At 57.5% G+C, this 11826-nt stretch carries 11 protein-coding genes and 1 tRNA gene; 6 read left to right on the forward strand and 6 right to left on the reverse strand.

Features of this window, described 5'->3' with window-relative positions; all coding sequences use genetic code 11:
• Window positions 1–48: 48 nt before the first annotated feature.
• Entirely contained in the window at window positions 49–807 is a 759-nt protein-coding gene (locus tag RBB75_RS14330; RefSeq protein ID WP_179637410.1) for a DeoR/GlpR family DNA-binding transcription regulator, read from the reverse strand.
• Between the two features lie 51 nt (window positions 808–858).
• Here RBB75_RS14330 and RBB75_RS14335 point away from each other — a divergent pair, with 51 nt between their 5' ends.
• The 3 genes from RBB75_RS14335 to RBB75_RS14345 all read left to right on the forward strand — a co-directional run bounded on the left by RBB75_RS14335 (window position 859) and on the right by RBB75_RS14345 (window position 3696).
• Window positions 859–1497: an NUDIX domain-containing protein gene (locus RBB75_RS14335; RefSeq protein WP_353068460.1), complete on the forward strand. Its 639-nt coding sequence runs from the start codon at window positions 859–861 to the stop codon at window positions 1495–1497.
• Window positions 1498–1565: 68 nt separating this feature from the next.
• On the forward strand, window positions 1566–3095 hold the full coding sequence (gene adh / locus RBB75_RS14340) for an aldehyde dehydrogenase (protein ID WP_218884492.1): 1530 nt from the start codon (window positions 1566–1568) through the stop codon (window positions 3093–3095).
• 226 nt (window positions 3096–3321) lie between these two features.
• Complete coding sequence (locus RBB75_RS14345) at window positions 3322–3696, forward strand: DUF779 domain-containing protein (RefSeq protein ID WP_179637411.1); 375 nt, start codon at window positions 3322–3324, stop codon at window positions 3694–3696.
• 231 nt (window positions 3697–3927) lie between these two features.
• Here the strand turns inward: RBB75_RS14345 and RBB75_RS14350 are convergent, their stop codons facing one another.
• The 3 genes from RBB75_RS14350 to RBB75_RS14360 all read right to left on the reverse strand — a co-directional run bounded on the left by RBB75_RS14350 (window position 3928) and on the right by RBB75_RS14360 (window position 5661).
• Window positions 3928–4164: an anti-sigma factor family protein gene (locus RBB75_RS14350; protein WP_179637412.1), complete on the reverse strand. Its 237-nt coding sequence runs from the start codon at window positions 4162–4164 to the stop codon at window positions 3928–3930.
• Window positions 4161–4787, reverse strand: coding sequence for a sigma-70 family RNA polymerase sigma factor (locus RBB75_RS14355; protein ID WP_179637413.1), 627 nt, complete (start codon window positions 4785–4787; stop codon window positions 4161–4163). Before RBB75_RS14355 ends, RBB75_RS14350 begins: the two co-directional genes overlap by 4 nt.
• A gap of 235 nt (window positions 4788–5022) precedes the next feature.
• A complete protein-coding gene (locus RBB75_RS14360; protein ID WP_353068461.1) occupies window positions 5023–5661 on the reverse strand; it encodes a PEP-CTERM sorting domain-containing protein in 639 nt (212 codons plus the stop codon).
• A gap of 323 nt (window positions 5662–5984) precedes the next feature.
• On the opposite strand from RBB75_RS14360, the gene RBB75_RS14365 reads away from it, so the two are divergent.
• Window positions 5985–8444: a transglycosylase SLT domain-containing protein gene (locus RBB75_RS14365; protein WP_353068462.1), complete on the forward strand. Its 2460-nt coding sequence runs from the start codon at window positions 5985–5987 to the stop codon at window positions 8442–8444.
• 214 nt (window positions 8445–8658) lie between these two features.
• Window positions 8659–8922 carry a hypothetical protein gene (locus RBB75_RS14370; protein WP_179637415.1) on the forward strand — a complete coding sequence of 88 codons (264 nt, stop codon included), beginning with the start codon at window positions 8659–8661 and terminating at the stop codon, window positions 8920–8922.
• Window positions 8923–9076: 154 nt separating this feature from the next.
• On the opposite strand, the gene RBB75_RS14375 is transcribed toward RBB75_RS14370, so the two are convergent.
• Together RBB75_RS14375 and RBB75_RS14380 are read right to left on the reverse strand one after the other, a co-directional pair.
• Complete coding sequence (locus tag RBB75_RS14375) at window positions 9077–10333, reverse strand: ABC transporter permease (RefSeq protein WP_179637416.1); 1257 nt, start codon at window positions 10331–10333, stop codon at window positions 9077–9079.
• Window positions 10334–10335: 2 nt separating this feature from the next.
• Window positions 10336–11571 carry an ABC transporter permease gene (locus RBB75_RS14380; RefSeq protein WP_257030869.1) on the reverse strand — a complete coding sequence of 412 codons (1236 nt, stop codon included), beginning with the start codon at window positions 11569–11571 and terminating at the stop codon, window positions 10336–10338.
• A 148-nt stretch (window positions 11572–11719) separates the two neighbouring features.
• On the opposite strand from RBB75_RS14380, the gene RBB75_RS14385 reads away from it, so the two are divergent.
• Window positions 11720–11809, forward strand: a tRNA-Leu gene (locus tag RBB75_RS14385).
• The last annotated feature ends 17 nt before the right edge of the window (window positions 11810–11826 follow it).

Here is an 11826-nt window from a genome sequence, read left to right on the forward strand (position 1 = left end):
CCCCGGTGATTCCGGGGCTTTTCTATTTCAGCGGCGAATAGTGTGCGCCTACGATGCGCGAGTTACGGTGATTCCGAGTTTTTCATACGGTCGTAAGACTGATTTTTCTATAGACCGTTCTGTGACGATGCCGCTGATCTCCGTGAAAGGGACGACGACGTATGGAGAGGCTGCATTGAGCTTCTCGGAGGAGGCGAGCACTATGGTCTCTGCCGCGGCGTGGCTCAATGCGCGTTTTACCGCCGCCTCTTCGTAGTCGCCTGTGGTGAGGCCGGTTTTTGGGTGTATGCCGGTTACTCCCATGAAGTAGATGTCGGCGTGGATTTGAGCAATTGTCTCGATGGCTGCAGCCCCGACGGCGACGACGGAGTGCCTGAAGAGGCGTCCTCCAATAAGGATCACTTCAACGTTAAGGTGGTGGATGAGTTCGAGAGCGATGGTCGGACTATGGGTGATGATGGTCGCTTTGAGGTCTAAGGGAAGGTGGCGTGGAATCTGCCTTGCAGTGGTGCCGCCATCGAGGATTACGACTTGTCCGGGCTGAATCATCTTTGCCGCAGCGCGACCGATTGCTACTTTTCCATCAGAAGCGATTCGTTCCCGTCCGGCAAAGTCTGCCACCGCGGGGGAGGCAGGGAGGGCTCCGCCGTGGACGCGCTGAAGAAGTCCCTGCTGGGCCATCTCCCGCAGGTCGCGTCGGATGGTGTCTTCTGAGACACCCATAGCGCGACTGACTTCTTTTGCGATAATCTGTCCGTTCTTTTTGAGAATCGAGAGGAGCTGTTGTTTTCTGTGATCGGTTAGCATTGTTCACGATATTACTTGACTTTGCACGAAAATGCACGATAACGTTTCAGCATGATTGAATTTCTTAAAGCGCCTTCCATGAAAGAGCGCGTGCGGATCACGAAGGTCGAGACGCTCTCGGACGATTGGTATGTGTTGAAGAAGACTACTTTTGAACTGCAACGGAGCGATGGAACCTGGCAGCAGCAGAGCAGGGAGACCTACGACCGGGGCAATGGCGCGACGATCCTGCTGTACAACCTTGAGCGGCGAACGGTTGTGTTAACACGACAGTTTCGCTTTCCGGCTTTTGTGAATGGACACTCCGGGATGCTAATAGAGACGGCGGCCGGCCTTTTGGATAAAGCGAGCCCTGAAGACAGAATCAAGGCTGAGGTGGAGGAGGAGACAGGGTATCGCGTCGATCATGTGCGGAAGATCTTTGAAGCCTTTATGAGTCCAGGCTCGGTGACCGAAAAGCTCTACTTCTTCCTAGCGGAGTATAACTGCGGGAGTCGGGTAGCGCAGGGAGGCGGCAACTTCAACGAGGGGGAGGATATTGAGGTGCTGGAGCTTTCGATTGAAGATGCGATGGCGGCGATCGGGCGGGGTGAAATCGCGGACGGCAAGACCATCATGCTGTTGCAGTATGCCTATATTCATTTGTTCAGTAAACAGAACGGACGATCTGGGTTGCCTGATTCGCTGTGACAGGAATCGGCGAGGAGGACTACAATTTCGAGCGCGGTGAAGGTAAGGATCTCGAGGGAGTGGACACTATGGCTACGATGACTGCGCTTCAGCCAGGGACCTATGGGTTTCCGGTTCAGATCAAGAAACGGTATGAGAACTACATCGGCGGGGAGTGGGTCGCACCGCTGTCTGGGCAATACTTTGAGAATGTGACGCCGGTGACGGGGCAGGTACTGTGCGAGATTGCGCGGTCGAATGCGGCGGATGTAGACCGAGCGTTGGACGCGGCGCATGCGGCGAAGAAGGCCTGGGGAAAGATTTCAACAACTGAGCGCGGACGCATGCTGGAGAAGATTGCGCAGCGGATCGAAGACAATCTGGAGATGCTGGCGACGGTGGAGACGTGGGATAACGGCAAGCCTATTCGCGAGACGATGGCGGCGGATATGCCTCTGGCTGTCGATCACTTTCGTTACTTCGCCGGGGTGATTCGTGCACAGGAGGGTTCGATCTCGGAGATCGATAAGGATACGGTGGCGTACCACTACCATGAGCCTCTGGGTGTGATTGGGCTGATTATTCCGTGGAACTTTCCGATCCTGATGGCGACGTGGAAGCTGGCGCCGGCGCTGGCCGCAGGAAATTGCGTGGTGCTGAAGCCGGCAGAGCAAACTCCTATGTCGATCCTGGTTTTGATGGAGTTGATCCAGGATATTTTGCCGCCGGGAGTGGTAAATATCGTCAATGGGTTTGGGTTGGAGGCTGGGAAGCCGCTGGCTTCGAGCAAGCGCATCAACAAGATTGCGTTTACAGGGGAGACGACGACGGGGCGGCTGATTATGCAGTATGCCTCGCAGAACATTATTCCGGTGACGCTGGAGCTTGGGGGGAAGAGTCCGAATATATTTTTCAAAGATGTGGCGAGCGCGGATGATGCGTTTTTCGACAAGGCGTTGGAAGGCTTTACGATGTTCGCATTGAACCAGGGCGAGGTGTGTACCTGCCCTTCACGCGCACTGATTCAGGACACGCTCTACGACCAGTTCATGGAGCGTGCCCTGAAGCGCGTCGGTGCGATCAGGCAGGGAAATCCGCTGGATAAGACGACGATGATTGGAGCACAGGCTTCGAGCGAGCAGATGGAGAAGATTCTTTCCTACTTCGACATCGGCAAGCAGGAGGGTGCGGAGGTGCTAGCAGGAGGGAAGCGCGCTGCGCAGGGTGGCGATCTGGCCGAGGGATTTTATATTGAACCGACTGTCTTCAAAGGTAACAACAAGATGCGCATCTTTCAGGAGGAAATCTTTGGGCCGGTAGTTTCGGTGACGACCTTCCACGATGAGGAGGAGGCGTTGGCGCTGGCCAATGACACGTTGTACGGGTTAGGCGCGGGAGTTTGGACTCGGGATATGAATCGCGCTTACCACTTTGGGCGGGAGATTGAGGCAGGACGGGTTTGGACGAACTGCTATCACTTGTATCCGGCTCATGCGGCCTTTGGCGGGTATAAACAGTCGGGTGTTGGGCGGGAGAATCACAAGATGATGCTCGAGCATTATCAGCAGACTAAGAATCAGCTGGTGAGCTATAGCCCGAATGCTATGGGATTTTTTTAGAGGAGATGTCCTGCCGGACGGGCCCACTGCGCGTGGGGCGGTCACTTCGTGACTTGTATACCCTTCTTTGGCGGGTTGAGTTCCGTGGTTCCTCCCGTTGGTCGGGAACGATCATCTCCGACCAACGGGAGGACCGATGCTGTTAGTGCTGCCGAGACCGGTATACGCGTCACGAAGTGACCGCCCCACGCGCAGTGGGCCCGTCCGGCAGGACATGGGGTTAAAGATGGGTTTACCGGAACAGGTTGTGACGACGCCTGCTGCTGAGGAGTTGATGGGCAGGTTGTCGAACAAACATGGGGAGCTGATGTTTCATCAGTCGGGAGGTTGCTGTGACGGCAGCTCCCCCATGTGCTATCCGCGGGGGGAGTTTTTAGTGGGAGATGGCGATGTGCTGCTGGCGACGCTGGGGGAGACTCCGTTTTATATGAGCGGCAGCCAGTTCGAATACTGGAAGCACACGCAGCTGATTTTAGATGTGGTGCCGGGACGCGGGGGGATGTTTTCGCTGGAGAACGGAGAAGGGGTACGGTTTCTGATCCGGTCGAGGGTGTTCACGGATGTGGAGATTGGTGCTCTTAGAGCGGCGGGGCGGATTTAGTGGGTGGTTGGGACGCTCAGGCTGATTGTTTGATGTGGGTGAAGCGAACAGCAGATTCCTCCGCTACGCTGCGGAATGACAACAAAAAGGAGGAGCGCTGCACCAACAGGCAAATTGCTCTAAGAGAGAGGTGTGCCACTTCGGAAGAATGCGGGGATTCTTCGCTGCGCTCAGAATGACGGATGTCTAACGGGATTATCTTTGGCGAGGATGACGGATGTTTTAATGGGGCTATCTTTTGGCGAGGCACTTGGCCATGATGGCGGAGTGAAGGCGTTCGCGCAGTCCGGGAGAGACCTCGTAGATCTCGTTACCCTTGTAGACCTCGATGGTCTGGTGGGTGGTGTTGAGAACGACGCGGCAGTGCTGGCAGCCAGCGGTGTGTTCGCTGATCTCCTCGCGAAGCTCGGTAGTGAGCTGGTCGTCGAAGTAGTCGGAAAGATGGCTCAATAGGTCCGTGCAGTTCATGCTGGCTGGCCCTCCTGCTTCTGCCGGAAGTATCGGCTGAGACGTTCGCGCAGTTGAAGCCGCGCACGCAACAATCTTGATTTCACCGCGGGGACGCTCAAGCCGAGTGCCTCCGCAGTCTCTTCCGTGGAGAGATTTTCAACGTCGCGGAGAGTGAAGACGGTGCGGAATCCTGGGGGGAGACCCTGAATGGTCTTGCGGAGAATGTCGGCGAGCTCAGCCTGGTTGTACTGCTGCTCGGGGTTTGGCCGCCACTCGGCAAAATCGCGAGGAATAGATCCTTCTTCGGTCCGAACGTCTTCGTCCATGGAGACGGTCTTGCTGGTTTTGCGCTTGCGCAGCCGCATGAGGCTCTCATTGACCGCGATGCGGACGAGCCACGTCGAGAACTTGGAGTTTCCCTGGAACTGCTCCAGCTTCTCGTAGGCCTTGAGGAATGCGTCTTGCGTGATGTCTTCGGCGTCTTCACGGTTTTGAGTAATATGCTGCGCTACCCGGAAGATCTGGCGCTCGTACTGACGAACCAGTTGCTCGAATGCTGCGGTATCCCCCGCCTTTGCGCGCGCTACAAGCGCTACGTCGGGGTGTACCTCTTCCGTGGCTGGGGATTGGATGGCGGGCATGAGTGAAAAGGTGCGGAAAACAGGTACTGAAATCGTCCGGTTGAAGGAGGGCTGAGATCAGTATCTACAACATAGTAAATGTCGGTGAGGCAGAGAGCAAAGTTATGGATTGGAAGAGATCTGCGGAGAGGAATTTTTGTTGCCGGAAGAGGCGGTTCCCGAAGCGAGGTTCCCGGAGAACACGGCTTGACGGATCATGCTCGATGGTGTTGCCGAACGTTGATGGCGAAGGGACTTAGCCGCGGGCGAACTTTCGCCGGAGGGCGCTGGCTGCTGCGACCAGGCCGGTGCCGAAGAGGATGATGGTGCTTGGCTCGGGAGTGGGTGCGGTGGTGACGTTAGTGACGATGAAGCTGTCGTCGTTGTAGTCGAGGTCGGAGAGGGTGAGCGGCTTGAGGCCTGTGGCTCCGAGATCCTCCATCCCGATATAGATGCCTGCAGGAATACCGCCTACTCCGCCGGAGGAGGCGGTGGAGTAGGCGTGGTTGTAGCCGTCGTCGTTGTAGTTTGCGGGTGAGGCTGTGCCGAAGTAGTCGACTGAGCTAAAGTATTGGTCGGTTGTGACGTCGTCAAAGACGAAGATGAGGGAGTCACCGGCTTTGACAGATAGTGAGACAGAGGATCCGCCGGCGGAGGTGTGGTTGTCGAGAGAGGGGACGGTGCGTGTGCCGGAGGTCTTGTCCCAGAGGATGATCTTGTCGTCGTTGCTGGCGCTGGAAGAGTAGAAGTAGGCGGTTACTATCCCGTTGCCGGTTGCTGTAAACGATTGGTCCGGAGCTAGTTGCCCGACGTTTGCGTAGGGGATAGGGTCGGCGAGGAGAGGGATGCAAGCGAGGGCAAGGAGAGAGGCAAGGGCGTGCAGGCTTAAGCGCATAGTATTCCTCGTACTTCCTCAGAGGCAATCTGGAGACTCTTTCTGGAGGGAGAGAATGCATTCGCGGGACAACATGAGTGAGATATGCGTACGCACTTACCTGCATATTGCAGTCTTATTCGTCTATTCGGCCTTGAGGGGAAGATCTTTACTCTTCTCGTGAAAAAAGACCGGCAACTAGTAATCTCAGGAGCGCTCGGCGCCGATAAAAGGGCAGGAGGCGCAGGTCGGACGCATCCTATGAAGTAACTGGAGTGGTATCTGGGGTGGTTCGCGGTCGATTGGTGCTGCGGAGCCGGAGCGGCTCAGCTTAGAGTGGAGATGTGGGTTGGAGAAACAAGGGAACGATGGTGACCATCGGCGGTAAGGTCTGGTTGGCGGTGGTTGCCGCTGCTTCGATTGGGATGAGCGTGCCGTGTTCTGCGGGCTACACGGTCGGGCAGGCACAGGCCACAACACCGGCGACGGCGCAATCTAAACCGCAGTCTAAGAAGGCGCCGAAGACACCGCCCAAGTCCGGGACATCCTCTGCAGGCGCAGGGAAGGCCTCGGGATCGAAGACGAAGGGGGCGAGCGGGAAGGCGAGGGCGGGGGCATCTGGCAAGACGTCGGGCAGTAAGACGACGGGGAAGAAGGGTACTGCGAGCCGGAAGCGCCACGTGGTCTCGCGGAAGCCAACGGCGCAGACGATTCGGTTGACGAGCGCGTTCAAGGCTTCGGAGCTGCTTCGTCCGATGGCGCAGCAGTTGGCGGCGACTCGGTCGGCAGCGGCTTATAGCGGGGTAGAGGCTTATGCGCGGCAGCATCCAGGAGAGGGCGCGGCTGCGGCTTACCTGGCGCTGGGGCATGCTGCGATGCTGGATCATCGGTATGACGATGCGGTGGGCAGCTATCGACAGGCGAATGTGAGCGGCACGGCGCTGGATGACTACGCGGATTGCCTAGGGGCGCAGGCGGCGATACAGGGTGGGCATGGGGCGGATGCGTATGGGTTACTGGATCGGTTCGCGGAACGGCATCCTGAGAGCATCTTCGACGCGAGTGCGCCGGTGTTGCTGGCGAATGCTCATCTGCAACAAAATGATCCGCAGGGCGCGCTGAAGGTTTTGGTGCCGCTGGTGGATTCGGCGCAGGCGTCGCATGTCGACTTTCGTTATGCGTTGGCGCGGGCTTACCAGGCCTCGGGTGACACGGCACATGCGGCTTCCATTTACAGCAGAATTTATGCTGGGTTTCCTTTGAGCGTTGAGGCTTCCCAGGCGCGTACGCAGTTGCAGGCGATGAATACGCCTCCTACTGCTGCAGAACGTAAGGTTCACGCGGACCAACTGTTCAACGCGAAGCGATACGCGGAGGCTGGAGAGGAGTATCACTCGATCGAGCGGGATGGTTCGGGTTTGAGCGTGGCGGACCATGATGCGCTGTTGATCTATGCCGCGGCATCCGATATGAGGTTGAAGAAAATCAGCCGGCGAGAGGTGGAGAAGCTGCCGGATACAAAAGACGATAGTGCGGCTCTGAAGTTGTATCTGCTGGCTGAGTTGTCGCGTAATGAGAATGATCAAAGCGCGCATGACGCTTTGATCGCGCAGATGGTGAGAGATTTTCCGACGAGCCGGTGGCTGGAGGAGGCGCTGTATTCAGGCGGAAATATGTATCTGCTGAAGCATGATGCGCAGCAGGCGACCTATCACTATGCGCTGCTGGTGAAGTTGTTTCCGAAGAGTTTATATGCGCCTTCGGCACACTGGCGGGCGGCGTGGATGAACTATCGGCAGCATAACTATGCTGAGGCGGCGCGGTTGATGGAGGAGCAGATCCAGATGTTTGGCGGGGGGATCGAAATTCCTGGGGCTCTCTACTGGCGCGGGCGAATTTATGAGGATGAAGAAAAGAACTTCGGGCAGGCTGCGAACTACTATCGTGCGCTGAGTGGCTCGTATATCAACTCGTACTATGCAGGGCTGGCAAGGCAACGGTTGAATGTGCTGAAGACGCAGACGGCGAGTGTCGCTCCGGCCGCGGCTTTGAGCGCGGTGCATGTGCCGGTGGTTCCGGAGTTGACTGGGGAGTTGCCGGAGAACGAGCCTCATCTGATCAAGGCGCGGCTGCTGGCGAATGCGGCGCTGAATGAATATATCGGGCCGGAGATTCAGGCGAGCGAAACCTCGAGCGAATGGGGCGCTCTGGCCCAGGCGGAGATCTACGCGTCGTATGGGGAGACGACGCGGGCGATTCAATCGATGAAGCATAGCGGGATCTCCTTTTTTTCGCTGCCGCTGGATGAGGTTCCGACGGTGTATTGGAAGCTTCTGTTTCCGCAGCCTTACTGGGCAGATCTGACGGCGAGCTCTCGGAAGAACGGTCTGGATCCCTTCCTGGTGGCGTCGCTGATTCGGCAGGAGTCGGAGTTCAATGCAGGTGTAGTGAGTCATGCAAACGCCTGGGGGCTGATGCAACTGCTGCCTTCGGTGGGGAAGGCGGCGGCGAAGAAGCAGGGGATCAAACACTTCGATGCGAATATGCTGTTGAACCCGGCGACAAACCTACAGTTGGGCACACTGAACCTGCGCGAGGTGATGGACAGGTTCGGCGGACAGGCTGAGTATGCGCTGGCTGCTTACAACGCAGGGGACGTGCCGGTGCGGCAATGGATGGAGGTCGGAGACTACAAGGATATCGCCGAGTTCGTCGAGTCGATTCCTTACAGTGAGACGCGGGAGTATGTGCAGGCGATTCTGCGCAACCGTGAGATCTATCGCGCTCTGTATGCGGTGCAGTAGGGCGGCGAACCACGCTGTCTTCTTTTCTTCTTATTGTGCAAAATGCGGGATTGACAGGAGCGGGAATTCCGTTATTCTGTGCACCAGAAGTAGTGCACAGGACGACATGACATAAAGTCATCCAGGAGGTCTCTTCCGCAGCGTGACAATTCGGTATTGGCGCTAGAACGCGTGAGTCGTGAATCGCAGACAACCGTTGGGAGAAGAGGCAAGCATGGTAGCGGAATTGAACCTACTTGAAGTGTGGATCCCGGAGCAGATGCAGCCGGGCACGTTGTTTCTGCTGGAGCAAGCGGGCGAGCTGGGTAAGGCGGATAACCCTTACTGGGCGGTGCTGGCGTGTCCGTCGTGCGGATCGCTGGGGCTGATTACGAAGCAGCAGTGCGCTGGGCTGGAGGCTATGATCTGTGGGGCTTTGGACTGCTCGGCAGAGTATTTTCTTGAGGATCAGGCGATTCGGTATCGGCTGGCTAGTTAGGGCGTGTGTCCTGCTGGACGGGCCCACTTCGCTTGCCCCCACGAACGAAAATTTGTTCGGGGGGACCCCGATTCGCGCGGTCACTTCGTGACTCCTCTACCTTGTTACGGCGGAGTGAACGGTGCTGGTCCTCCCGTTGGTCGTGAGGACCGGGCTATTCGTGGCGGAGGGCAACAACGGGGTCCATGCGCGAGGCTCGTACTGCGGGGAGGAGTCCGGAGATGACACCTACAGAGGCGAGGATCCCGAACGAGACGAGCATGATGGTTGGGGAGGCGCGGAGGAGGATGTCGCCCTCGTGGTTGGCTGTCTTGTAGATGTCGGAGTAGAGCGGCATCGGCGGAATAAGGTAGGCGACGACGACGGCCACGATCATTCCGACGATGCCTGCCAGGAAGGTCAGGGTCAGGCTTTCGAGGAGAAACTGCGTGAGGATGTCTTTGCGGCGTGCTCCTAGAGCTTTGAGCAGGCCGATCTCGCGGGTGCGCTCGGTGACCGAGACGAGCATGATGTTCATGACGCCGACTCCGCCGACGCCAAGGGTCATGGCGCCGATGATACCGAGGAGAAGGTCGAGCGCGGTGCTGAACTGCATGATCTCGGCTGAGTCGGCGACTGTGTCCCAACTGGGGACGGCCTTGTCATCCTTGGGATCGAAATGATGTCGCTGGGCGAGCACGGCGCGAACGGCCTGGAGTGCCTTGAGATGGAGCTCGGGTGCGCTGGGCTGGAAGACGATGCTGTCTGGGTCGCGCTGATTGCGGAGTAGGCGCATCATGTCGAAGGGGATGAAAGCGTTTTCATTGTCGGGGCCGTTGTTGGAGGAGTCCTGGATTTTGTTTTTTAGAACGCCGATCACTTGAAAGACGTGGCCTTCGATCTGGACCGACTCGCCGACGGGAGGGTAGCCGTTGAAAAGCTTTTGTGCGGCGTGCGGGCCGAAGATGACGACCTGGCGATGATCGGTGAAGTCGGCTGCTTCGAAGTAGCGGCCTTGATCGACGTTGAGCCGACGCATTCCTCCGTAGGGGAAGTCGACTGCTTTGCTCTGGATGTTGACGACCTTGGAGCCGTACTTGAAGCTGAAGCCGTCGTCGGTCTCAGAGCTGACTGCTTTGAGGAAGGGAACCGCGTCGCGTACTGCTTCGGTGTCGCCATCGAGGAACTTTACTTTTTTACCGGATCGTTCGCCGCCAGCCTGCATGCTGGTTTGACCGCCCCACACCATGATGACGTTGTCGCCGAGGCCCATGAAGCCGTTGAGTACGCCTTCGCCGAGGCTCTTGCCATAGCTCAGCAGAAGAACGACGGTTACAAGTCCCCAGATGATCCCGAGCATGGTGAGGCCAGAGCGCAGCCGGTTGCGGAGGAGCGAGTCCAGGCTCTGGCGGATGATTTCAAGAAGGCTCATCTCTACTCTGTCCTCAGGCATTCCATGGGGCTAAGATTAGCGGCGCGAAGAGCAGGGTACATTCCTGCGAAGACAGTGATGGCTGCCAGGGTGGTGAGCGATGCGGCAATGGCCATTGGAGAGATTACTGGGTGCGGCACAAAGTCGGGAAGTGGGGCATAACGCATAACGACGCAGACTCCGACTCCAAGTGCCAGACCGCCGAGTCCGCTGACCAGGGTGATGATTGCGGACTCGACGAGGAATTGGCGTTTGATATCGATGGCAGTGGCGCCGAGGGCTTTGCGAACGCCGATCTCGCGAGTGCGTTCGGTGACTGCGACCAGCATAATGTTCATGACGCCGATACCACCGAGGGCGAGTGTCAGCAGCGCTACTGCGCCGAAGAAAAATGTCATGACGCTGAAGATGCGTTCGGTAAACTTCGAGCCTTCGAGGGTATCCCATATCCAGAGAGCTTCTTTGTCGTTGGGATCGTAGTGGTGACGTTCTGCGATGATTCGCGATACCTGGTCCAGGGCTCTTTCGTGCATGCCGGGGGATACGGGCTCGACGACGATGTTGTTGACGTATCCGCGGATGACGCCGGGACCTTCGGTTGGCGGGAAGTCGCGGGCCATGGCCGAATAGGTTGTGAAGAGTTGTGTGTTGTCGGGGCCGCTGCCGTAGCTGCCATTCTGCTTCTTTTTTGCAAGCACACCGATGACGGTATATTCATAACCGCTAACCATCAACGGCTGTCCGATGACTGGCTTGCCAGGGAAGAGCTGCCGATTTGCTTCGGCACCAAGTAGAATGACGCGTGCCCCTTCGGTTTCGTCTTGCGCGGTCATGAGCCGTCCCTGTTCAACGGTGAGGGAGCGGAATCGTTGATACTCCGGCCATACGCCACGCACGGGCCGGTTTGCTGCATTCCACTGGCTGACCTCGGCGACGCTGCGGCGGAGTTCGGGGCTTACGGTCTTTACCAGAGACGCTTGTTGCTGGATCGCGATGGCGTCATCGACGGTGAGATGAATGTCTCGGCCTGCGGCGTATCCTCCCGCCTGGGCACCGGTCTTGCCGCCAAAGATGATTGCGATGTCGGTGCCAATCGTGCGGAGATGCTCCTTTTGATCCACGTTGAAGCCGATGCCAAGGCCAACGAGCAGGATCACCGACGTGATGCCCCAGACGATGCCGAACATTGTAAGAAAGCTGCGGAGCTTGGTGTCCCAGAGAGCAGACAAGGTTTGCATCAGGATTTCGTGGAGAGGCATGGAGTAACCGACCCGGGATAGGATGCAAACTCTTTGCAGATACGCAAAGATGCCAACGGAGGTTCCCTGGCGGGAGATCTTTCGGGAATGCGTTAAGATGATGAAGGCGGGTCATAATCTCTCGCAAGCCCGGATGGTGAAATCGGCAGACACAGCGGACTTAAAATCCGCAGACCCTTATCAGGTCGTGGGGGTTCAAGTCCCCCTCCGGGCACCAATAACCCACAATCTATT

Origin of the sequence: Tunturibacter empetritectus, assembly GCF_040358985.1 — a bacterium.
GTDB lineage: Bacteria > Acidobacteriota > Terriglobia > Terriglobales > Acidobacteriaceae > Edaphobacter > Edaphobacter empetritectus.